This is a genomic window from Burkholderia sp. WSM2232 (assembly GCF_000472545.1).
In the GTDB taxonomy this organism is placed as follows: domain Bacteria; phylum Pseudomonadota; class Gammaproteobacteria; order Burkholderiales; family Burkholderiaceae; genus Paraburkholderia.
Genome location: NZ_AWZV01000004.1, coordinates 369,772 through 391,758 on the forward strand (window position 1 = coordinate 369,772; position 21,987 = coordinate 391,758).

Consider the following 21,987-nt stretch of genomic DNA (forward strand, 5'->3'; position numbering starts at 1 on the left):
TGCCCCCGCCTGACTACCGTTTCATTGCCGCGCGACTGTCGTTGCGTACTGCTCGACTACCGCCTGATTCCGGCATCGGCCGCTGCGCCCCGTCGCCGGCTTATTGCAGATTGCCCCAGCGCTCCACCGCCGGTTCTGCCGACGCCCATTTCCAGCGTTTGTCCTGCTGACACGCGCTTGCGGTGTACCAGTCTTCGTGCGCGTTCGGGCCGTCGCCGTCCTGCACGGAGAACACGAATTCCTTGCACAGCGCGAGCGCCGAGCCGAACGCACGGGTCACGCGTACCAGGCCGTGGCCGTTCTCGATAGGCAGCGTATGCTTGACCGACCACGGCCGCGTTTCGCCGACCGGCATTGCGCCGGCCAGTGCCGCGATAAGATTCTGCTGGTCGGTGTGCATGCTGCGCATGTAACGGCCCACGGCCTCGTCCGTAGCAGCTTGCACGGCGATACCGACGCCGATGCCCACCGCCGGATTCGACGTGACGAGCCCCGACGCGACACCGGCGGCCGCGCCGCTTGCCGCGCCAATCGACGAGCAACCGCTGGTCAGAAGACTCGCGCTGATACACAGCGCGCCGGCGAGCGCCGTCAGGCTCACGCGATGCAGCGGCCTTGCCACCGCGAGCGCACGCGCCGTCATTGCAAGGCACCCCAGCGTTCCGTGGCGGGTTCGGCCGACGCCCACTTCCACGTGTCGCCGTCGCGGCAAATTGACGCGACATAAAAAGCGCTGCTTGCGGGCACGTTTTGGGTCGCGATGCGGTCGACCGAGAAGACGATTTCCTTGCAGTCGAGCGCGCCCGCGCTGATCGTGCGGCTGACCGTGACGCGGCCGTGTTCGTCGTCTTCGATCGGCATGGAATGCGTAACGCTCCACGGGGCAATCGCGCCGACTTCGAGCGGTCCGGCGATTTTCGCTATGCCGTCCTGCGTGTTCCTGTGGACTACCCGCTCCGAGTACTGAACGCCGGCTCGCGCCGCCGCGACGGCGCCGAGACCAATGCCGGTTGCAACCGCCGCATTGCTCGTGACTTTGGCCGCGAGCGCTGCACCCGCGATACCAGCCCCGGCAGTGGCGCCTTCCGAGTAGAAGGAGCTACAGCCTGAAAGCGCCGACGCGAGCACTAGCGCCAATGCGGCGACCGTCGTTGCCTGACGGCGCGCGCCTGCGGCCGCGTGTCCAAAGCGGGGTTCGCAGCGCGGTCTCAGCCACTCGCCGCACACCAGTTTCTTTTGCATTGCCTGTCTCTGCTCTTGCGAAGTGCCGGGGTTCGCGCAAAGGCAGCACGAACCAGCGGCATGTTCTCCCATCGCTAAAAATGGGCTGCTGCATTTTGCAGGATGCGTTTTGTAAATGGCAGAGGCAAAGTGCAAGCAATTGCAAAAGATGGTGCGCGTCAAACCGGTTTCTGCTCGGCTTCTCGACCGGTTTGATTGGTGGTGCGAACTGTTTGAAGAGGAAGGTTCTGCAGTCCCGCGCCTACTGTTCGGAATCTTCTTCCGTACCTTCGTCGCCGTATGCGCTCAAGCGGTTGTAGAGCGTTTTCAGGCTTACGCCCAGCGCTTTCGCCGCGCGCCGTTTGTCGCCGCCGCAGTACTTCAGCGTGCCGAGAATGATCTGTTTCTGCGCGTCGGCGAGCGGCGTGCCGATCCACACGCTCATGGCGTCGCCCTGCGTGACGGGCCGTTTGACCTTCGACGCGAGATGCGGATGCGGCAGTTCGACCGTCTTTTCCGCCAGGATGAACGCGCGATACACGGCGTTTTTCAACTCGCGCACGTTGCCTGGCCACGACCAGGTGCGCAACGTTTCGATCGAGCGTTTGCTGAACGTCTTGTTGGTGCCTTCCTGCTGGTTGAGCTGCGCGAGAAAGTGCTGTGCGAGCAGTTCGCGGTCGTTCTCGCGTTCGCGCAGAGGCGGTGCGCGCAACGGAAAAACCGCGAGCCGGTACATCAGGTCTTCGCGTAGACCGTTTTCCTTGACCGCGACGGCGGGGTCGCGATTGGTCGCGGCAATCACGCGCACGTTGCCGCTGATCAGTTCGTTGCCGCCCACGCGGTAGAACGTGCCGGTCTCGAGCGCGCGCAACAGCTTGACCTGACGCACGGGCGCCATTTCCGTGACTTCGTCGAGAAACAGCGTGCCGCCGTTCGCATGTTCGAAGTAGCCGACGCGCCCTTGAACCGCGCCGGTGAAGCTGCCTTTCTCGTGGCCGAACAGTTCGGCCTCGATCAGTTCGTCGGGAATCGCGCCGCAGTTCACGGCGACGAAGGGCGCCTCCCTGCGGCTGCTTTGATCGTGAATCGTGCGGGCAATCAGCTCCTTGCCGGTGCCCGATTCGCCGATGATCAGCGCGGTTGCATCGGTGCTCGCGACCCGCTCGATCTGCTCGTACAGATCGAGCATGACCGGCGACGAGCCGTACAGCAGGCCGTACGATTTCAGTCCCGCGATGCCGTCCGCGACGCGCTGCTTCGCCTGGGCGGAAGCGCTGCCGCCGGCGGACACAGTGGGCGAGTCCAGATCGATTGACGCCATAAACGGGGAAGTCCTGTCCGAAAGAGTATGTTGTTGCGGCGCTCAGGCCTCTGGAACGAGACAGCAGAAGTTCTATCTCACAAAGGTCGATTTAACCACTTCGACGGCGCTTCCTGCAATCTATGTGACAGCAAAGACAGAAGCGCCGGCAAAAGTCGGTCGAAACTGCCCGGACAACGGCCGCAGCGCACAGGCGCCGCCCAGACTTACCGGGCACATGCCTTGCATCTGGCCCGCGACACGCGTGCGCTGGGCCATTCATTTGCGCGGCCCGCTCACGCGAGCACTGAAACTGGACGAGGAGGGAAAAGATGACTGACACGACGCAACAGCTTGCACTCGGCGGCCAGAAGATCGTCGAGGATCTGCGCGTGCTGCTGAAGGACTCGGAGGAAATGCTGCGGCTCGCCGCCAATGTGCCCGGCGAGGGCGTCGGCGCTTTGCGCCAGAAGCTCGGCAGCCATGTGGAGACGCTGCAATCCGCGCTGGGCGACGCGCAGGACAACGCGCAGCGCCGCTATCGCTACGCGACCGTCAACACGGAACGCTATGTGCGACAGAACCCATGGAGTTCGGTCGCCATCGCAGCGGGCGTCGGCTTCGTGCTGGGCGTGCTGACCGCGCGCTGAGCGCCTCGGCCTCGCCGTCCCGGCACCGGCTGTGTCCGGCCGACGGCGCGGTGCTTTTCTTCTCTGCGATTAACGAACACAAGGAGTTCATGATGGCTCGACCCAAAATTGGCATTTTCGGTGCGCTGATGGCGCTCGGTGGCTATCTGGCGGTGCGCTACGTGCAGCGCAGCCGCGCTGCCCAGCCGGCGCCGGCTCGCGAGTTGAACCGCTGGGAAGACGAGGGCGGCGCCGTGGTCACGCCATCGGCGTCGTCGGCGCAGGCAGGCAAGAGCTTGCCGGCTAACACCGGTCCGGGCGCTCACGGACCGAATGGCTCGGCGCACCCGGACGCCTGGCCGTTTCCGCATAGCAGCTGAAGGCAGCTTTCGACATCACGCCGCCGCCAGCCCCTTGGGCCCGCGGCGTATTGTCGGGACTGTTAAATTGTCTCGATAAAGCCTTATAATAGGTAAATACACAACAATAGTGCCGATCACGTCGCGATTTTTGCGTGTATTGTTGCAATATTGAATGAAATAGGTGACCAAGCGCTGGATTGAAGTTGGCGTACGCTCACTTTTGAGATGTGGACGCCGGCTCCCGCGCGAGGTCGTCGCCGTTTCCAGCATGCGCGCCGCATGCTGTTCCTCCCACGCTTGCAGGCTTTCGAGACGCGATGCCACATGTACTGATTGTCGATGACGACGCAAGTACCCGCGAGGCGCTTTCCGCCATCATTGGGGAAGACGGTCTGACCACCGCCACCGCGGGCGATCTGCGCGAAGCGCGCATTCAACTGGTCCGGCAGGTGCCGGATGTTGTCTTTACCGACCTGAAGCTGCCCGACGGCAGCGGGGTCGAGCTGTTCGAAGATCTCGATCCGCGCTCCGGCGTGGAAGTGATCGTCATTACCGGCCACGCCACCGTCGAATCGGCGGTGAATGCGCTGAAGATGGGCGCCACCGACTATCTGGTGAAGCCGATCAACATGCAGCGCGTGAAGGCGATTCTTTCGCGCCTGCCGCGCGCCGGCGACCTGAAGGCCGAGATCGGCACCTTGCGCGGCGAGTTGCGCCGCATGGGCCGCTTCGGTCTGATGCTCGGCAATTCGCCGGCCATGCAGGAGGTGTACGACCAGATTGGCCGCGTCGCGCCGACGGCGGCCTCGGTGATGCTGGTCGGCGAATCGGGCACCGGCAAGGAAGTGGCCGCCCAGACGCTGCACGAGCTGAGCCTGCGTCGCAAGCACGCGTTTCTCGCCGTGAACTGCGGCGCAATCTCGCCGAACCTGATCGAGTCTGAAATGTTCGGCCACGAACGTGGATCGTTCACGGGCGCGGACCGGCAGCACAAAGGCTATTTCGAGCGCGCGAACGGCGGCACGCTGTTCCTCGACGAAATCACCGAAATGCCGATCGAGTTGCAGGTCAAGCTGTTGCGCGTGCTGGAAACCGGCATGTTCATGCGGGTGGGTACCACGAAGGAAATCGAAACCGACGTGCGCCTTATTGCCGCGACCAATCGCGACCCGGAGCAGGCGGTGCTGGAAGGCAAGCTGCGTCTGGACCTGTACCATCGGCTGAATGTGTTTCCGATCAGCCTGCCGCCGCTGCGCGACCGCGGCAAGGACGTGGAACTGCTTGCGCAGGCGTTCCTCGACGAACTCAACGAGCGGCACGGCACGAAAAAGCACTTTCCGCCCGCGGTGAAGGAGATGCTGCTGTCGTATCCGTGGCCGGGTAACGTGCGCGAACTGAAGAACTACGTGCAGCGCGCGCACATCATGTCGGGCGGCGACTCGGACAGCACCGCGACGGTGCCGTTGCAGATCACGTTGTCGAAGCCCGCGGCGGGCACGGCGATCACGATTCCGTTCGGCACCTCGCTCGCCGAAGCCGACCGTCAACTGATTCTTGCGACGCTCGAGCAATGCGGCGGCGTGAAGACGCGCGCCGCGGAAATTCTCGGCATCAGCCTGAAGACGTTGTACAACCGTCTCGTGGAATACGGCAACGACGCGCGCGAAGAAAGCGATTCCGCCGACGAATCGCGTGCTCTGGGCGGCGCGGACGCATAGCGTCAACGCGCCGTCTTTCGGCCGGGAGCGCGGCTGCAAACGGCACAGCGCTTGCTGATCCGAAAGGAAACGCATAGCGAGGACCACTGACATGCCGCATTACGCTGCCGCTCCCGCGTCGTCACCCTGGAAGCACGCCCACCGCCCGGAGCCGATCGAGCCGCCCACACCGGGCGAGCCCGACACGGTGCCTGACCCGAGTCCTCAGCCCATCGAGCCGGTCGAGCCGCCCATCGGCGATCCCCCGCCGCAGCCCACGCAAACTCCGCAGGCCAGTCGGCGTCCGCCAATCTCTCTGCGCGGGTGACTCCCCGGCGGGCGGCCCGCTCGCCTCGAGCAACGAATTTGTGTACATGTTACAACTGCGACGCATGATTTACCGGCACGCTACCGTCGTCGCTCCTATCTGTTGTTGATGCCGCCGTGCCCGGCGGCGCGCGGCTTTGTCCGGAGGCATCCATCATGAGACATCCAGCGCTGCGGCGCTCAGCGCGCCATTCGAAGCGCGACGGCCGTCCCCCCAGCAAGAATGGTCCGCCGGTTTCTTCCGCGCCCGACAACGGCGCGGACCCCGTACCGGCTTCGCCTGAGCCGCACCACGACCCGTCCGCTCAGAACCGCGTGGCGCCTGATGCGCCGCCCGACGGGGAGTACAACCAGGGCGGCGTGCGCCAGGAAGGCCTCGACTATCAGCGCGACCTCGGCTCCGAGCAGGACGCGTGAGGCGCTTTCTGCGGCAGAAATGTAGCGGACACGCAGCAGACATGTGGTGCACCGAAGACATCTGCGCGTTTCTGCCGTAAAACCAGAAGAAAATTTTTTGCGCCGCTCATGAGCAGCGGCTTTTCGCTCGTTCGTCACATTTGCATACATTTTTATTTCGCGTGCGCGAAAAAGAGGCACGGTGCTTGCATGAACCGTCCCCGGGACATGTCCGTATGCAACGAAATAATTGAACTAGGTGGAGCACCAATGAGCAGACTGATCGTGGTATCGAATCGTGTCGCGCCGACCCAGGAAGGCCGGCCCGCAGCGGGTGGCCTGGCGATCGGCGTGCTGGACGCGTTGAAGGAAACCGGCGGGGTCTGGTTCGGCTGGAGCGGGGAGACGGTGAGCGAGCCGTCGGCGCCGGTGATCGAGAAGCAGGGCAACGTGACCTATGCGACCGTCGGTCTCACGAAGCGCGACTACGACCAGTATTACCGCGGTTTTTCGAATGCGACGCTGTGGCCGACGTTCCACTACCGCAACGACCTCTCGCGCTACGACCGGCAGGAATACGCGGGCTATCAGCGCGTCAACGCGACGCTTGCGAAGCAGCTCAAGGAACTGCTGAGGCCCGATGACATCATCTGGGTTCACGACTATCACCTGCTGCCGTTCGCACGCTGCCTGCGCGAGCTGGGCGTGAAGAATCCGATCGGCTTTTTCCTGCATATTCCGTTTCCGGTTCCCGAAGTGCTGCGCACCATTCCGCCGCACGAAGAACTCGTGAAGGCGATGTGCAGTTACGACGTGATCGGCTTTCAGACAGAGGCGGACCGCCAGTCGTTTGTCGATTTCATCGAGCGGGGAAATCACGGCACGTCGAGCGAAGACGGCATGGTTCACGCGTATAACCGCTTCCTGAAGGTGGGCGCGTATCCGATCGGTATCTATCCCGACGCGATCGCGAAGGCCGCCGAGCAGTTCACCGACCGCAAGCCGGTGCGCAGCCTGCGCGACGGCATGCGCGGCCGCAAGCTGATCATGAGCGTGGATCGGCTGGATTATTCGAAGGGACTGGTGGAGCGCTTCCAGGCATTCGAACGTCTGCTGCTGAATGCGCCGGGATGGCACGGACGCGTGTCGCTGGTGCAGATTGCACCGCCTACGCGCTCCGACGTGCAGACGTACCAAAGGATTCGTCAGACGCTGGAAGGCGAAGCCGGCCGCATCAATGGCCGCTTCGCCCAGCTCGACTGGACGCCGATCCAGTATCTGAACCGCAAATACGAGCGCAATCTGCTGATGGCGCTGTTCCGCCAGTCGCAGGTCGGTTATGTGACGCCGCTGCGCGACGGCATGAATCTCGTTGCCAAGGAGTATGTGGCCTCGCAGGACCCGGCCGACCCGGGCGTGCTCGTGCTCTCGCAGTTCGCGGGCGCGGCCGAGCAATTGCCGGGCGCGCTGGTCGTCAATCCGTTCGATCTCTCGCAGATGGCCGAGGCGCTCGAACGCGCGCTTTCCATGCCGCTTGCCGAGCGCCAGGCGCGTCACGCGGACATGATGACGCCGATGCGCGAGAACAACCTGTCGGTGTGGCGCGATACGTTCCTCGCCGATCTGCGCAACGTCGCGACGGCCTCTTCGGTGGCGGCTAAAGCGGTAAAGCTCGCTGACGTGACGGCGTCGTCGTAGGTCGTCTCCGGGCGGTTGCGCGGTTCCTGCAAAGCCGCGCGAGCTGGTCACGTCGCAGCGAGGCAGGAAAGCACCATCGCGGCAACATGCGCGAAGGGCGCGAAATGTGCAAGGGGCGTGCATCGCAGGATGCGCGCCCTTTGCATTTGGGTGGGCATGGCGGCTCGCTGGCAGGCCGCCGCGTCGGGTTTTGCGAAGCTCACGCCGGGCGCGGTCGCTGCATGACGCGCAGCGTGCTGACCACCGCCGCCAGCGCGGAAAAGCCCGCCGCGACGTAGAGCGCGACAATCGGCCCGCTGTGCGGCGCAATGCCGAAGATCAGGGCGACGAGCGCCGCGCCGAGGGTCTGGCCGGTCAGGCGCGCGGTGCCCAGCATGCCGCTCGCGCCGCCGCTTCGTTCGCGAGGCGCGGACGAGAGCATCGTGCGATTGTTCGGCGACTGGAAGATGCCGAAGCCCGCCCCGCACAACGCCATGCGCCAGGCGATCTGCGATGCGTCGGGATGCGCGCCGAGCGTGGCGAGCAGCAGCAGCCCGAGCGTCAGCGCGGCGAGCCCCACGCCGCCCAGCCAGCCGGCCGACACTTTATCGGACAGCACGCCGGCAATCGGCGCGGCGAGAATGATGATCGCGGGCCACGGCGTCATCAAGAGGCCGGTGTCGACCTGTGAAAATCCCAGTGTGTCCTGCAGCATGAAAGGCAGCGACACGAACGCCAGCATCTGCGCGCAGAACGAACACACCGACGTGCCGATCGACAGGGCGAAGATGGGAATCCTCAGCAGGTCGATGGGCAGCAGGGGCGCGGGGCGGCTCAATTGTCGGCGCACGAAGAAATAGCCGATCACCACTGCGCCGATCAGTTCCACCACGACATAGCCAAGCCGCTCGCCGTGGCCGAGTCCGTCGACGGCGAAGATCAGCAGACCGAACACCAGCGCGTTCATTACCGCGCTTAACAGGTCGTATGGGGATTCGTGGCCCTGGTTCATCGGCAATGCCTTGAAGCCGCCGACAATCGCCGCGATGCCGATCGGCACATTGATCGCGAAGAGCCACGGCCACGGGGCCACGGCGAGCACGCCCGAGGCCACCGTGGGACCGACGGCCGACGCCACCGCCACCACCATCGCGTTGATGGATACACCGCGCCCGAGTTGTGCCGGCGGATAGATCATGCGCACGAGCGCGGTGTTCACGCTCATCACGCCCGCTGCGCCGAAGCCCTGTACGACCCGGGCAATCGCGAGCGTGGGCAGCGAAGTGGACAGCGCACAGCCGAACGAGGCCAGCGTGAAGAGAATCAGCCCGGCAAGATAGATGCGGCGGTAGCCGATGCGATCGCCAAGCGACGAGAGCGGCAGCAGCGAAATGGTGATGGCCAGTTGATACGCGTTGACGACCCAGACCGAGCCGGCCGCGCTCGCCTGCAAATTGCGCGCGATGGTGGGCAGCGCGACATTGGCGATGGCGCTGTCGAGCACCGCGAGCGTGAGGCCAAGCGCGATGACGAGCATCGCCCCATAGCGTTGCGGGGTCGGCAGGCCGTGTTCGCAACCGGCGGCCGGCGCGCTGTCGGGTGCGAGGCTCTGCTCTGCGTCCGGCGGTATGGTCCCGCCGTTGCCGGATGGTTGTGCGTGCATCGATTATTTGAGTTACCGTGAGCGGTGCCCCGGGCGGGCAGCGAGCCGCGATCATGCCTGCCTGCCTGCCTGCCGGTCGCGATCGCGTCGCGCGGAGTGCCCCCGGATGCCGCGCCGTTCGCCAGATGAGCCTGCGACGCGGCACCTTGGACCTGCCGTTATTTGAGTTCGTAGAGACCGATATGCGTGGTCGAGTCAATTTCGTTCATATGGGTCATGAAACGAGCGACTGCATTGGTCGTTTCTGCGGTAATCGGCAGATGCGGGACTTTCAACGCATGCAGACGGAAGATGTAGCGGTGCGTTCTGTCGCCGCGCGGCGGCGCCGCACCGCCGAATCCCACCGTGCCGTAATCGTTGCGCACCTGCAATGCGCCTTGCGGCAGCAGCGAGCCGTCGGCTTTGCCGGCGTTGCGCGGCAACGAACGCGCGTCGGCCGGAATGTTCACCACGACCCAATGCCAGAAGCCGCTGCCGGTGGGCGCGTCGGGATCGTGTACGGTGAGCGCGAAGCTCTGCGTGTCGGCAGGCGCGCCTTCCCATTGCAGTGTGGGCGAGATGTTCTCGCCATCGACCCCGAAGGCCTTGTCGTGGTATTCGTGCGCTTTCGGCATGAAGCCGTTGTTCGGGAAATCGTCGGACCAGAGACGGAAATCAGCCATTGTGTGCCTCCCTTCTTGACGGGTTTTGACGGCCGAAGCAGGCGGTCGAGGCGGCGCCTTCATCATGCCCGGCGCGCTTTCGCCGCTTCGGATCAGCCAATCGAGTTTATCACCGCGGGCTTTCGGTTAGCTCGCAATGGGTGCGCTTCGCGCGGCTTTCAGCCACGCTCCTCGAAGTCCGGCGCGTCGCTCTTTAACCATTGCACGAGCCGCGTCAGCACGCCTTCGATGTCGCGATCGGCACCCCGCAAAGCGCATTCCCATACCACGCCGACGCGCCAGCCAGCCGCGAGAAGCGCGGCGCGCACCTTGTCGTCGTTGGCACGGTTGCGGCCGATCTTGTCGCGCCAGAACTCGGGACGCGTTTGCGGCCATTTGAAAAGTCGGCAGTCGTGGCCATGCCAGAAGCAGCCGTGCACCAGCACGACCGCGCGGTAGCGGGGCAGCACGATGTCTGGGCGTCCCGGAAGGTCGCGCGCATCGAGCCGGAAACGAAAGCCCTGCCGATGCAGCAGACTGCGGATCAGCACTTCAGGCTTCGTATTGCGGCCCCGGATGCCGGACATCATGCGGCTGCGAGTCGCACTGTCGACGATATCGACCATGGCTAGCTTCGCGAACTCGTGCAGCCGGTGCGCTCCCGTGTGCGGGGAGGGGACGTGCGTCGACTCATGCTGGGGCTCCTCGGTAAGCAGCGACGCCGTGCGCGGGAGCATGAAGCACGCCACTTCGGGCGTTGTCGGCATTCAGGGCAAAGCGCGCGCAGGCAAGCCGGCTCACGCCGGCAACTGCCAGCAGTTTACGCAAATCGTGTGCTTTGCGCGCGTTTGCAACCGCAGCGAGGGTGCCCGTCAGGACCGGCGCACCAGCATACAGAGGCTTTGTAGTCGGTGCAGATCCGCGTCATATCCTTCAAGCGTGTGGCGAAGGAGCTGTCTGCGTGCCATGCGCTTCTCTTCGAAATTCCGCTTTTCTGCGTGAGTCGGCACCCAGTAGATGCCGATGCGAGCTTCCTGCACATGGCGGACGGTTCCCGCGTCGACAAGCTGGCTCAGCGAAGCCTTGATCTGCCGCGCACTGCTGTTCAACTGCTTCGCCAGCGCGACGCAGGTATAACGGACACCGGGCGTCATGACGGCGTCGAGCTGCGACGCGTTCAGTCTTCGTTGCTTTGCCGTCTCGTTCTGTCTTGTATCTTTACTGTGTGCGTGACGGTTATCCTTCGCTTTGGTATGCGAAGCAATCGGGCTGCGTGCCGCAGCGCCTGTCTGCCTGTCACGCGACGACGCCCGTGCCGTGCTGTCCTGTCTCATGTTCGACGTCTCTCCTATTCCAGTTTGACAGTGGTGGATCGTCATTACATCCGCGCCGGAAGCTCGTTGTTCGAGGCCCGTCACGCCGACTACTTACTGCGTTGCGGCCGATGGCACGCCGTCGCGTGCGGCCGCAACCGCGGCGTCGCGCTCTTTCTTCGCGGCAGCCTTCTGCCGCAAATAGACGCGTTTAGCAGCGGCTACTTTCGTGTCATAGACACGATTGGCCGCGGAAATCCGCTCATGCATCTGGACGATCTGATCGTTCGTGCCCGGCGACGTCCTGTCGGCTCCGGTCTGCGCCCAGCATGCGGATGCTGCGCTGAACATGCAGAACAGCAAAGCGGAAACGATCTTCTTCATGAATACTCCTGCCTGAAAAAAAAGGCGGCCGCACCAGGCGGCCGCGAAAGTCCACCACTCAGACCTTGATAAGTGGCGGCTCGGGGTCGTCGCTCGCTGTAACGTGCTGGAAAGGTAGTGCAAGCATCGAGAAGCGGAAAGAGCAGAAATCGCGTACGCGTAAACCAAAGCTGAACAGCGGGTATGGCCTGCCAACGCGAACGTGCTGCATGTCTTGCGCGCATGTGACGGACCTCGCCTCCCATGCGCATGGCATTACTGTTCGAAGACGATTAACGCGTTCACGGTTGCGCTTCTTCCCAAGCTGCAGGTGCTCGCGATACGTTCGCGGCTGACAGTCACGAGGCGACGAGTGACAAAAGCGCGGGGCTATTGCCCGGCTTGTCCGCCACACCTACTCATCACGAACACGGAGCAAGATATGCGTGCACTCACAATGCGCTCACCCACCATGCTGAACCTCGCGTTTGCTGCGGCCTTACTGTTGGGCCAACCTTCGGCGAGCCACGCGCAGCAGGCGCATATGCCCGCTGCGGCATCGACCGGCGCGCCGGGGGCAGAAGTGATCGCCCGTCTCACGAGCCGGATCGTCCGTGTCGACACACAGACTAGCCGCATCACGGTTGAGGGTTCGCGCGGCGAGACAGTGGTGATCGAGGTCGATCCCGAGGTGGCCGATGTGAGGCGCCTCAAAGTGGGGGACGAAATTCACGTTGAATATAAGGGCGCGCTGTTGCTGTCGGCCGAGAAGGTCGAGGCAAAGGGTGTTCGCTCCCGGGTCGAGGAAGAAGCGGCGACGCCGCTCGCGCACGGCATGTCGGTCAAGCTGCGCAACGTCGACGTGGTCGCGACCGTACAGAGCCTCGATCGCAAGAACCGCCAGGTCCTGTTGCGCGGCCCTGAGCGAAGCGTGCTGTTGCAGATAGCACCGAACATATCGCTCGACAGGATCGCCGTGGGCGACAGTGTGCACGCACGGTACCGCGCGGAAACGGCGGTGCTGATTACGCGCGACGGCCAGCCGGTGCGCTGACCGTTGCGATGCGCCGGCACGAAGGGCAGGGCCTGGAGCCGCCGGCGTCGCAATCTCGGGCGAGTTAGAACAGTAACTCCGTCGATTGCAGAACCCGCTTTGCCTCCACGCTGCCCGCCTTGTCGCTGTGGCGGATAGTTTCCAGCAGTATGTCGATCAGGCAATGCGCTGCCGGACTTTGAGGGTGTCCGTTGCGCGACACAATGCCGATGGATGTGTCCTCGAGTTCTTCCCTCAGCGGGAACGCGCAGAATTTGAAACGGGACACACAAAGTTCTGCCAAAGGCCACGGGAAAATGCTGACTGCATCGGTCCTTTGCAATACCGATGCAGCTACCGTCAAAGAATGTGTGAAGTGAATGTTGCGCGGTTCGGGCAAGCCATTGCGATAGAACATTTTCTTCGAAAGGCGGCACTCCATGTCCGAGTCCAGGCACACCAGCCAGTCGGCGTCCAGCAGATCTGCGAGAGAGCGCGACTGCGCGAGTGGATGCCCGCGCCGTGCAACGACCGTGAGCCCGCAGGAGAACAGGGGGCGGAAACTGAATTCGGTGTTGACCGGATCGGAAGCCTGCGGGCCGACGAACACTTCCACGCTTCCATCACGCAAGCGCGGATAGGCGATGGACATGAGCCCTTCGAACATTTCGAGTTGTACCCTCGGCATGCGCTCACGGAACTGGAGGAAGATTTCCGGAAGAAAACATAAGGCTATCCACGGCGTGATCGCGACCGAGAGCTTGCCGCACGGCTCGCCTCGCATCTCGTTCAACGCGCCATGAGCACGCTCGACTTGCGACACGATAAGTCTCGCATGCGTTAGAAGCGTGTTGCCGCATTCTGTCAACGTCGCCCCCGACGATGCGCGTTGCAGCAAAGGCGCGTTGACATAGTGTTCGAGATCTTTCAGCGCCTGGGTAATCGCGGAAGGCGACAGTCCCAAGGCGCGGGCTGCGCCGCGAACGCTGCCGGCGTCGGCAATGGCGACGAGCGCGCGAAGTTGATGATTCTTCATCGTGTCCTCACCGATCAAATGGTTGCGTAGCTGCTCGTCAAAGCCCTTCGACGACCCGGTCGGTTTTTTTTGCCGACGTTCTTTGAGTTGTCTACCGGCTCAAGAGGCTCTCGAAACATGCATGGATTGCTGCGCAATGCCGTGCAATTATGAGCGGGCCCGAAAAGCGGTGCCACGGTCCCACAAATAACTCTGAATTAACGTGTTGTTATTGTTTGGCGGGGCGAGTCCGCGTGACGATATCAATGGCGGTGTCCAGCACCACAGGTCTGCGGCTTTGAACGCGCCAGAAGGCGACGAGCCGCCGCGGGGGAATGTCCGCGAGAATTATGCGGTTCAGGTTGCAGCTGGCTATTAAATCATCGGGAACGTGTTCAGGCAACAATGCAATGGCGCGGCTAATCGACGCCATTCGCAATGAGAGCTCCAGCGAGTCGCATTCGATTGACGGTTGTATCGCACAGCCCAGCACCCGCTCCACATAGCGTCGCACTCCGAAATGACGCGGCGGAAGAATCAGCTTAAGTTCCGAGAGGCGCGACAGTGCGTCGCGGCTCATATCCATTGCGGCGCTATGGTAGAGCGCGAGGCGTTCTTCGTGAAGCTCCACGCTTTGCAGGTCGATCGTGCTGAGATCCGTCGAATAAGTCAGACCGAGGTCAGCCATGCCGCGTAGAACCATCTCGACGACATGACTCGAACTGTCGCATTGCAGTGAGAGCCGCGTCTGCGGATAGATTCGCAGTAGCTCCTCGCTGAAGTTGGGAATGAAATGGCCGATCAGCGTCTGCACAGTGGCAATGCGCAGTGAAAGTCCCCAGCCGGGGCCGTGCGCTGTGGCATGAGAGACGGACTCGTCGAGTGCATCGAAGAGCGGTTCCACCGTCCGGAATAGCGCTTCGCCGTCGGACGTGAGCTGCATGCCACGTCCATGCCGCCTGAAGAGGGCGTGGCCCAGCTTGAGTTCGAGTGACTGAATATGGCGGCTCAACGCTGGCTGCGTGATGCCGACCGCGTCAGCCGCCGCGCGCAGCGAATGGCACTTTGCCACCGCGACGAACATGCGCAGTTGTGTATCGTGGCTTGCACTGATCGTCATCTGGTGTACTGCAGGTGAAGAGAACCGCCTTTCGGTGCAATCATTTTGCCAGTCTCGTTCGCACGCTTTGGGTGATCGCGATCAGCACGGTCGTGATCGCCCAGTAAGCCGCGCCGGCGACGAGCAGCATGGGCACGATCGTGCCGTCGCGCTCGCCGATCGCGGTTACACGCCGGAAGAAATCGCCGAGCGCGATGACATAAACAAGCGACGTGTCCTGGAAGATCACGATGCATTGCGTGAGGGCGAGCGGCACCATCGCGCGAAACGCCTGCGGCAGAATCACATAGCGCATGGTCTGGCGCGCTGTCATGCCCAGTGCGTGTCCGGCCTGAAGTTGTCCGCGCGGCAGACTGGCAATGCCCGCGCGAATGATTTCGCAGAAGAACGCTGCCTCGACTAACGAATACGCTGTCAGTGCAGAAACGAGCCGCAAGTCCACGGTTGAAGGAAGACCGAAGAGCGCCCTCAGCAACTGCGGCACGATCAGAAAAAACCACAAGAGCAGCATGACGAGCGGGATTGACCGGAACAGCGACACATAAGCTTGCGAAAAAATGCGCAGCGCACGATGCGTGGACAAACTGAAAACCGCCAGCACCGTGCCCCAGGCAAGGCCCGCGAGAATCGCGACAACGGTGATCTGCAAGGTGATTCTCATGCCTGAAAGCAGGACGTCTCTCGAGTCGATGAGCGCCCGCCAGTCCATTTCGAACATGAATATCAGCTCCCAATCGTTCCGGGCAGCGCGGTGCGCCGGCGAACCCAGCGCATGCCGCGCAGAATTGCGAAGTTCAGTCCCACATAAGCGAGCGTCACGCAGATGAACGACTCGTACGGCTGCGCGGTGTAGTCGACCAGTTGCCGCGCCTCGCCCGACAGTTCGAGCAAACCGATGGTGGACGCCACTGCCGAGTTCTTGGAAATGATCAGGAACTCGGATGTGAGCGGACCCAATATCGTGCGAAACGTGACCGGCAGCAACACATGACGATAAGCCTGTGCACGTGTGAGTCCCAGTGCGAACGCCGCATGGAACTGCCCCACGGGGCGAGCCAGAATGCCGGCCCGTACTTGCTCGCAAATCCGCGAACCGGTGTACACCCCGAGCGAAACCACCGACACAATCAGAAACTGCGCATGCGAAGGCAGGCTCTTGAGCCAATCGCCGGCACGGATCGGCAGCAGTTCCGGCACGACGAAGAACCAGATAAAGAACTGCACGATGAGCGGTACGCCGCGAAACATCGACACATAGGCAGCGCTCAGTGCTCTGGCGGCGCCGCTCGGCAAGGTCCGCATGACGCCGAATATGGTGCCTATCGTGAGCGCGAGGGAGAACGCCAGCAATGTCAGTTCGACGGTATTGACGAGGCCCGACAGCAGCCAGTCGAAGTAGGTGGCGGCTTCGCCGGTAGCAACCGGCTGCAACAGCACGCCCCAGTGCCATCTGTAATCCATAAGACCCCTCTAGCCTGCGCACGTCGGTGCGGGGTTGATGCATGTCGTCACAATTGTTCGATGCAGCTCAGGACGTCGGCTTGTCATTGGGATTCGCAAACAGGGTCTGCATGTGCGGAGAGAGCGGCAAGTCCAGGTTGACGCGCTTCGGCGGAATGGGCTGCTGGAACCAGCGTTGATACAGCTTCGCCGCAAGACCGGACTTCTGGGCGTGGGCGATCGCGGCGTCCATGATCGCTTTCATCGGTGCGTCGTTTCTGCGCAGCATGCAGCCGTACGCCTCATGCGTCTGCGGTGTGCCGACGATTCGGTAATCGTCGGGATTGCGCGCTTTTGCGCGTTCCCCTGCAAGCAACGCGTCGTCCATCATCATCGCTTTGGCGCGGCCCGTGGACAGCATGAGGAACGATTCGGTGTGGTCTTTTGCGCTGATGATGTCCATACCCATCGACTTCTCGACGTTCATCTTGCGCAAGATCTTTTCCGAAGTCGTCCCCGCGCCGACCACCACCGTTTTTTGTTTAAGATCGGCGAAGTCCTTGATGCCAGACTTTCTGTTCACTAACAGACGCGTGTCGATCGTGAAGAAGCTGTTTGAAAACGACACCTGTTGCGCACGCTCTGCGTTGTTCGTCGTGCTCGTGCATTCGAAGTCGATGGTGTTGTTCTGTAGCAGCGAGATACGGTTCTGCGAGGTGATCGGAATAGTGCGAACCTTGAGCTCGGGAAGCTTCAGTTCGGTCTTGATGCGCTCGATAATCAGATGCGCGACGTCGATCGAGTAGCCAATCGGTTTCTGGTCCGCATCGTAGTAAGAGAAGGGAACCGATGCATCGCGATAGCCGATCGTAATTACCTGTTCCTTGCTGACCTTCAGCAGCGTGCCCGTCAGTTCGGGCTCGGCCGCGCTCGCGTCGTTGAGGGCATTCAATGCCACGAGAGCGGCAGCGATCGTGACGCGGCTGCGTGCCGGAACGCACACAGGATGCGGTTGTTTGATGATCGTCTTCATGATGTGCATTTGGGACTCCCGAAAAAGCGCGATGGCTGGATCCGCGCGTCGAACTTCTGCCTGCGCGGTATTCAGTGCCCGCTCGTAATCTGCGAAACGTCGATCACGTACATCTGCCGTGCGCCTTCATGAACGGAATCGATGCAAACGGCGCTGCCGTCGGGTTTCCAGCGCGGATGCAGATCGCAGCGGTTTTCCTTTTTCAGATCCGGCGGTGCATAGAATTCGCCGATCTCGTAGCGCCTGCCTTCATGCATGTCGTACAGAAACAGAATGCGCGTATTCGTCTTCGAGTCGGGATAGGTATCGGATAGAAGCCAGCGCTTGTCGACGGGGGAGAAGCTCATGTGTCCGTTTTCGGTCAGTACATCGCGACCGATCACGTGCACACGGCCGCCCTCGCGGTCTTCATACAGGTGATAGTGGATGCTGCCCGCGTGAGGGCTCCATACCACGATGTGCGAGTCGTCCTGCCAGAGCGGATGTGAGATCTGGTACTCGGACTTCTCGTAGTCGAAGGTGCCTACCGCGCAAGGATCGAAATCGGCCGCCAATTGCGGCAGCGGATGGTCCGAGCATTCGAGCAGGCGCATGTCCGAGCCATCCGGATTCATCGTGATGAGCCGATGCAGGAAACAGGTTTCGTCGGCAGTGCGTTCCGTCCAGCGGTGCAGCAACAGCACGCGCGACGACGAGGGATTTATCTCGATGTGACTCACCCAGTGAATGGCGTGCTCCATCGACGCAACGTAGTGGAAGCGGCGTAAATCGTCGTAACTCACGATCAATGCGGTTTCCCCTGTTGCCAGATCCATGCGATGTATGCCGTCGTCCGCCGGCGCGAGTGGCAGCGCGAACGGGGCGCCTTGCTCGCTGTAGCCGATTGTTTCGTGCGTGATATAGAGCCGCCTGTAATCGACGCAAAGAGCGTAGCGGCTATTGGGCGCGCACACATAGACCGGCATGGGGAGCGCCGTTTTTCTGCCGCTGTCGAGATCGAAGACGATCGCGCCGAATCCCGGATAACGCGCCCGCGGATCGCCGGTGCGTGTGTTGTAGATCAGCGTGCGGCCGGACGCGCCCTCGAGCCACTGCAACTGGCAGCCCATTTGCCAGTTCCAGGCGGTGGTGGTGTCGATTGCGCAAAATGATTCGCCATCCTGATCGTCAAAATATCCCACCTTTGCTGACAACTCTGGGGTGAGAGGCGCATCCATCATCGCGACCTGGTGGCCGAGCACATAGCGCCCGCTGCGGTCCCATGCGGTCTTGTTGTAGTAGCCGAAAAAATGATGCTGCTCACCCGTGCCGAGTCGCCGGATCGGACAGGGATGTCTGACGGACAGTGCCCGCGAAGGGGGGCGGTCAATAGTGCAGGGTGAAGAAGCGGTCATAGTAGGCAGATCAATTGGAAAGTAGCGAAAGCTCCGTGCTGCGTCGGCGCGCGAGCGATGGCCAAAGCATATCGCTGCCCGGCAATGTCAGATAATTCATTTTTGCGCCACGACTATTCAGCTTTGGTATAGTCGCACCCGACGAGTCGATCGGGTTTTCTCTACATGACACGGCCACTGAACTTTCAACAGATCCAGGCATTTCGCGCCGTCATGCAGATGGGTACGACGACCGCCGCAGCAGCAGCGCTCAACACGACGCAGCCATCCATCAGCCGGCGCCTCGCCGAGTTGCAAAGCTCCTCCGGGCTGATACTGTTCGAGATGCATCAAGGCAGGCTGCGGCCCACCAGCGAGGGGCAACTCCTGTACAAGACAGTACAGAAGCACTTCAACGGTCTGGAGAACATAGAGTCCGTGGTCTCGGTCCTGCGCAGGTCAGGCACGGGCGCATTGCACATTGGTTGTACGCCGACCCTAGGCACCGGGCTGTTGCCGCAGGTCATCCGCAAATTTCGCACGCGCTTCTCGCAGGCGTATCTGAACGTGCAAACAGCCGCGACGCCGCAATTGACTGACCTGCTGCGGCAAGAACTCTTCGATCTGATATTGACCACCGGCAAGCTAGACGAACTCGACTTCCAGACCGAGATCATCAAGACAGTGCCCGCCGTCTGCGTGTTGCCGCTCGGCCATCGGCTCGAGGCACAGCCCACGGTGCACGTGAAGGCGCTGCGCGACGAGCCTCTGCTTTCTCTGGGCGAGATGGACGACCTGACAATTGCGATCAAGGCAGTGCTGGACGCACACGCCATGCCGACAGACTTCGCGATCCAGACCACCTCCTCTATCACGATTTGCGCGCTGGTGAGCGCCGGCAATGGCGTGGGAATCGTCAACCCGTATGTGGCGAAAACCTTTGCCGGCCAGTTACTGGTGAAGCCGCTCGAACCGGCGATCGACGTGCCCGTCCGAATGGCGATGCCCACGCACACGGCACCGTCGCTATTAACGCGGCACTTCATCGAGATTCTGCGCTCGCATCTGAACGCGATGAGCCTCTCTACCTAGCGCTTCTCAGCCGCGTTAAACATTTTCTGCGTTTCGTTTTTTTGGACCTATGATGGTATCGACCACTGTCTCTCAGGGCAGCGGTTGAAGCTTCTTGCGCGCACCGCGGATTCGGTCGATTCCGCGTCAGCGCAGAACACTTACTATTCGAATATCAGGAGTCCTGTCATGAGCAATCAACCTGCGATCTTGCTGGTGCATGGTTTTTGGGGTGGAGCCGCCCATTGGAGCAAGGTCATCGTCGAGCTCGCGCGCCGAGGTCATGAATCTATTCGCGCGGTTGAATTGCCGTTGACGTCGCTTGCGGATGACGTCGAACGAACCCGCAAGATGATCGCGCAGTGCGGTGGGCGGGTTCTGTTGGTCGGGCACTCGTACGGCGGTGCGGTGATCACGCAGGCGGGCAATCATCCGCATGTGGTCGGCCTCGTGTATATCGCGGCGTTCGCGCCGAATAAGGGCGAGAGTCCCGGCGGCATCACGCAGCAGCGGCTGCCGGACGCGGCGGCGAATCTCGAACCCGACAGCGACGGCTACCTCTGGATCAAGCCGGACAAATTCCGTCAGAGCTTCTGTCAGGACGTGGCTGCCGATGAAGCGCTCGTGATGGCTGTTACGCAGAAGGCGCCGCTAGCCGGAACGTTCGGAGACCAGATTACTTCTCCCGCGTGGGCCGAGAAGCCCTCCTGGTACCAGATTTCCAGCGAGGACCGGATGATCCATCCCGAGAACCAGAAAATGATGTCCGCGCGGCTCAACGCAAGGAAGATCGTGACGCTCCCGGCAAGTCATGCGTCGCTCGCCTCGCGGCCTGCCGACGTCGCGGCGCTGATTCACGAAGCCGCGATCAGTTCAGCCGGGTGAGCGTGGCCGCCGCGCAGCCCGGCCGTCTATCGGTGCCGTACCGGACTGCGTTGCGCGCATAACTAAGCGTGAAGCAGCGCTTGTGCTTGCCGGGACGGAAAGTCTTGCGCGAGCAGTGCCCTGATATGCGGAACCATGATGCGGGCCACTTCCCGCATGACCGGCACGACCACGCTGTTGCCGAACTGTCGATACGCCTGCGTATCGCTCACGGGAATCACGAAGTCGTCGGGAAAGCCCATCAGGCGTGCGCATTCGCGCGGCGTGAGGCGCCGCGGCCGCTCGCCATTGCCTTGCGCCAGCAGGATTTCGGAGCCGTCCTTGTGGTAACGCGCCGACAGCGTTCGCGTGACGCTGGCCGGCGTCACCAGCCCGAAGCCAAAGCCGTTTCCAGCCGCGCGATGCTTGTCCGCATAAGCTTGCAGGTAGGCCCACAGGTTCGGCGTCAGCGTGTATTTCGGCTGGACGCTGCGGCGCACAGGGTCGAAGAAACGCTCGCCGTCGTGCGGCAACAGCGGCTCGCTGCCATCGGTCTTGTGCAGGATCGACGCAAGCCGCGGACCGCTGGCTGGCAATTCGAGGTCGTCGAATGAAAAACCGGTTTCTTCGCGAAAGCCGACAATCACGATCCGTTCGCGGTGCTGGGGCGTGAAATGCTGCCCGTCGATCACCTTGTAGTGAACGTCGTATTTCAGTTCGTCGCGCAGCACGTCGAGAATCGTGCGAAACGTATTGCCCTTGTCGTGAGACATGAGGTTCTTGACGTTCTCGAGCAGGAACGCGGCGGGGCGCTTTGCGTCGATGATGCGCGCAACGTCATAGAACAGCGTGCCCTGCGTCGAACATTCGAAACCATGCGGGCGGCCGAGCGAATTTTTCTTGCTCACGCCCGCAATGCTGAACGGCTGACACGGAAACCCGGCGAGCAGCACGTCGTGAGGCGGAACCGCCTGTTCCGGGAAGGACACGATATCGCCCACGAACTGGTGCGCGTCGTCCGCGTCCCGGTGATTCTGCTGGTAGGTTTTCTTCGAGAACTCGTTCCATTCGCTCGTGAAGACGCAGCGGCCGCCGTGCGCTTCGAAGCCGCGCCGAATGCCGCCGATGCCGGCAAAGAGGTCGATGAAACGAAAATCAGGCTGGCCGTTGGCGAGTTGATTGCGCGTAGGAGCTTGCAGCATCTCACGCAAGGCGGCTTCCGCAATGCGCGGGCAACTCTGATCGCTTTTCCAGCGGCGAATGGTTCGAACGTTTTTTCCGCAGCGTGCCGCGATTTCCGCCTGGCTATAGACCTGCAACGCCTGTGTGAGCAGATCGTGCCTCGTGGCCGGGGTCATGTCGCGTGTCATGTTGCCTTTTCGCTGGGAGCGCTGGGAATTTTGGCGGACATTTTGACCGTTCGATAACCACCTGTCCAGGAATTTTGGG

Annotated in this window: 24 protein-coding genes; 9 read left to right on the forward strand and 15 right to left on the reverse strand. The window is 62.1% G+C overall.

Features of this window, described 5'->3' with window-relative positions; translation table 11 throughout:
* Nucleotides 1-100 precede the first annotated feature (100 nt).
* The 3 genes from F757_RS0103885 to F757_RS0103895 all read right to left on the reverse strand — a co-directional run bounded on the left by F757_RS0103885 (nucleotide 101) and on the right by F757_RS0103895 (nucleotide 2,542).
* The gene (locus F757_RS0103885; RefSeq protein WP_027210252.1) at nucleotides 101-643 is read right to left on the reverse strand and encodes a hypothetical protein; all 543 of its coding nucleotides are present in this window, start codon (nucleotides 641-643) and stop codon (nucleotides 101-103) included.
* Complete coding sequence (locus tag F757_RS0103890; protein WP_027210253.1) at nucleotides 640-1,242, reverse strand: hypothetical protein; 603 nt, start codon at nucleotides 1,240-1,242, stop codon at nucleotides 640-642. Before F757_RS0103890 ends, F757_RS0103885 begins: the two co-directional genes overlap by 4 nt.
* A 241-nt stretch (nucleotides 1,243-1,483) precedes the next feature.
* Nucleotides 1,484-2,542, reverse strand: a complete 1,059-nt coding sequence (locus F757_RS0103895; RefSeq protein WP_027210254.1) for a sigma-54 interaction domain-containing protein — start codon at nucleotides 2,540-2,542, stop codon at nucleotides 1,484-1,486.
* A 311-nt stretch (nucleotides 2,543-2,853) separates the two neighbouring features.
* On the opposite strand from F757_RS0103895, the gene F757_RS0103900 reads away from it, so the two are divergent.
* From F757_RS0103900 to otsA, 6 genes are all read left to right on the forward strand, one after another.
* A complete protein-coding gene (locus F757_RS0103900; protein ID WP_027210255.1) occupies nucleotides 2,854-3,171 on the forward strand; it encodes a DUF883 family protein in 318 nt (105 codons plus the stop codon).
* A gap of 92 nt (nucleotides 3,172-3,263) precedes the next feature.
* The gene (locus tag F757_RS0103905) at nucleotides 3,264-3,530 is read left to right on the forward strand and encodes a hypothetical protein (protein ID WP_027210256.1); all 267 of its coding nucleotides are present in this window, start codon (nucleotides 3,264-3,266) and stop codon (nucleotides 3,528-3,530) included.
* Nucleotides 3,531-3,829: 299 nt separating this feature from the next.
* Nucleotides 3,830-5,230: a sigma-54-dependent transcriptional regulator gene (locus F757_RS0103910; protein WP_013338558.1), complete on the forward strand. Its 1,401-nt coding sequence runs from the start codon at nucleotides 3,830-3,832 to the stop codon at nucleotides 5,228-5,230.
* 91 nt (nucleotides 5,231-5,321) lie between these two features.
* Complete coding sequence (locus tag F757_RS36445; RefSeq protein ID WP_084530706.1) at nucleotides 5,322-5,537, forward strand: hypothetical protein; 216 nt, start codon at nucleotides 5,322-5,324, stop codon at nucleotides 5,535-5,537.
* A 155-nt stretch (nucleotides 5,538-5,692) separates the two neighbouring features.
* A complete protein-coding gene (locus tag F757_RS0103915) occupies nucleotides 5,693-5,953 on the forward strand; it encodes a hypothetical protein (RefSeq protein WP_027210257.1) in 261 nt (86 codons plus the stop codon).
* A 249-nt stretch (nucleotides 5,954-6,202) separates the two neighbouring features.
* On the forward strand, nucleotides 6,203-7,630 hold the full coding sequence (gene otsA / locus F757_RS0103920) for an alpha,alpha-trehalose-phosphate synthase (UDP-forming) (protein WP_027210258.1): 1,428 nt from the start codon (nucleotides 6,203-6,205) through the stop codon (nucleotides 7,628-7,630).
* 199 nt (nucleotides 7,631-7,829) lie between these two features.
* Here otsA and F757_RS0103925 read toward each other — a convergent pair whose 3' ends face one another.
* The 5 genes from F757_RS0103925 to F757_RS0103945 form a co-directional block, all read right to left on the reverse strand.
* Nucleotides 7,830-9,272, reverse strand: coding sequence for an MFS transporter (locus F757_RS0103925; RefSeq protein WP_084530707.1), 1,443 nt, complete (start codon nucleotides 9,270-9,272; stop codon nucleotides 7,830-7,832).
* Nucleotides 9,273-9,430: 158 nt separating this feature from the next.
* Complete coding sequence (locus tag F757_RS0103930) at nucleotides 9,431-9,934, reverse strand: YbhB/YbcL family Raf kinase inhibitor-like protein (RefSeq protein ID WP_027210260.1); 504 nt, start codon at nucleotides 9,932-9,934, stop codon at nucleotides 9,431-9,433.
* A gap of 158 nt (nucleotides 9,935-10,092) precedes the next feature.
* Nucleotides 10,093-10,539: a very short patch repair endonuclease gene (locus tag F757_RS0103935; RefSeq protein WP_027210261.1), complete on the reverse strand. Its 447-nt coding sequence runs from the start codon at nucleotides 10,537-10,539 to the stop codon at nucleotides 10,093-10,095.
* Nucleotides 10,540-10,785: 246 nt separating this feature from the next.
* Nucleotides 10,786-11,292 carry a hypothetical protein gene (locus F757_RS0103940; protein WP_232221343.1) on the reverse strand — a complete coding sequence of 169 codons (507 nt, stop codon included), beginning with the start codon at nucleotides 11,290-11,292 and terminating at the stop codon, nucleotides 10,786-10,788.
* Between the two features lie 48 nt (nucleotides 11,293-11,340).
* The gene (locus F757_RS0103945) at nucleotides 11,341-11,610 is read right to left on the reverse strand and encodes a hypothetical protein (RefSeq protein ID WP_027210263.1); all 270 of its coding nucleotides are present in this window, start codon (nucleotides 11,608-11,610) and stop codon (nucleotides 11,341-11,343) included.
* 421 nt (nucleotides 11,611-12,031) lie between these two features.
* Between F757_RS0103945 and F757_RS0103950 the strand changes: the two genes are divergently transcribed.
* Nucleotides 12,032-12,643 carry a hypothetical protein gene (locus tag F757_RS0103950; protein ID WP_027210264.1) on the forward strand — a complete coding sequence of 204 codons (612 nt, stop codon included), beginning with the start codon at nucleotides 12,032-12,034 and terminating at the stop codon, nucleotides 12,641-12,643.
* Between the two features lie 64 nt (nucleotides 12,644-12,707).
* Here F757_RS0103950 and F757_RS0103955 read toward each other — a convergent pair whose 3' ends face one another.
* The 6 genes from F757_RS0103955 to F757_RS0103980 all read right to left on the reverse strand — a co-directional run bounded on the left by F757_RS0103955 (nucleotide 12,708) and on the right by F757_RS0103980 (nucleotide 18,624).
* Nucleotides 12,708-13,658: a LysR family transcriptional regulator gene (locus tag F757_RS0103955; protein ID WP_027210265.1), complete on the reverse strand. Its 951-nt coding sequence runs from the start codon at nucleotides 13,656-13,658 to the stop codon at nucleotides 12,708-12,710.
* A 208-nt stretch (nucleotides 13,659-13,866) separates the two neighbouring features.
* Nucleotides 13,867-14,757 (reverse strand): LysR family transcriptional regulator, encoded by an 891-nt coding sequence (locus F757_RS0103960; RefSeq protein ID WP_027210266.1) that lies wholly within the window; start codon nucleotides 14,755-14,757, stop codon nucleotides 13,867-13,869.
* Between the two features lie 40 nt (nucleotides 14,758-14,797).
* A complete protein-coding gene (locus F757_RS0103965) occupies nucleotides 14,798-15,475 on the reverse strand; it encodes an ABC transporter permease subunit (protein WP_027210267.1) in 678 nt (225 codons plus the stop codon).
* Nucleotides 15,476-15,480: 5 nt separating this feature from the next.
* Nucleotides 15,481-16,218, reverse strand: coding sequence for an amino acid ABC transporter permease (locus tag F757_RS0103970; protein WP_027210268.1), 738 nt, complete (start codon nucleotides 16,216-16,218; stop codon nucleotides 15,481-15,483).
* A gap of 67 nt (nucleotides 16,219-16,285) precedes the next feature.
* Entirely contained in the window at nucleotides 16,286-17,239 is a 954-nt protein-coding gene (locus F757_RS0103975; RefSeq protein ID WP_027210269.1) for a glutamate/aspartate ABC transporter substrate-binding protein, read from the reverse strand.
* A 62-nt stretch (nucleotides 17,240-17,301) separates the two neighbouring features.
* Entirely contained in the window at nucleotides 17,302-18,624 is a 1,323-nt protein-coding gene (locus F757_RS0103980) for a hypothetical protein (protein ID WP_051376658.1), read from the reverse strand.
* Nucleotides 18,625-18,789: 165 nt separating this feature from the next.
* Here F757_RS0103980 and F757_RS0103985 point away from each other — a divergent pair, with 165 nt between their 5' ends.
* On the forward strand, nucleotides 18,790-19,695 hold the full coding sequence (locus tag F757_RS0103985; RefSeq protein WP_027210271.1) for a LysR substrate-binding domain-containing protein: 906 nt from the start codon (nucleotides 18,790-18,792) through the stop codon (nucleotides 19,693-19,695).
* A gap of 168 nt (nucleotides 19,696-19,863) precedes the next feature.
* Complete coding sequence (locus tag F757_RS0103990) at nucleotides 19,864-20,559, forward strand: alpha/beta hydrolase (protein ID WP_027210272.1); 696 nt, start codon at nucleotides 19,864-19,866, stop codon at nucleotides 20,557-20,559.
* Nucleotides 20,560-20,621: 62 nt separating this feature from the next.
* Here F757_RS0103990 and dcm read toward each other — a convergent pair whose 3' ends face one another.
* On the reverse strand, nucleotides 20,622-21,908 hold the full coding sequence (gene dcm / locus F757_RS0103995) for a DNA (cytosine-5-)-methyltransferase (protein WP_027210273.1): 1,287 nt from the start codon (nucleotides 21,906-21,908) through the stop codon (nucleotides 20,622-20,624).
* Nucleotides 21,909-21,987 lie beyond the last annotated feature (79 nt).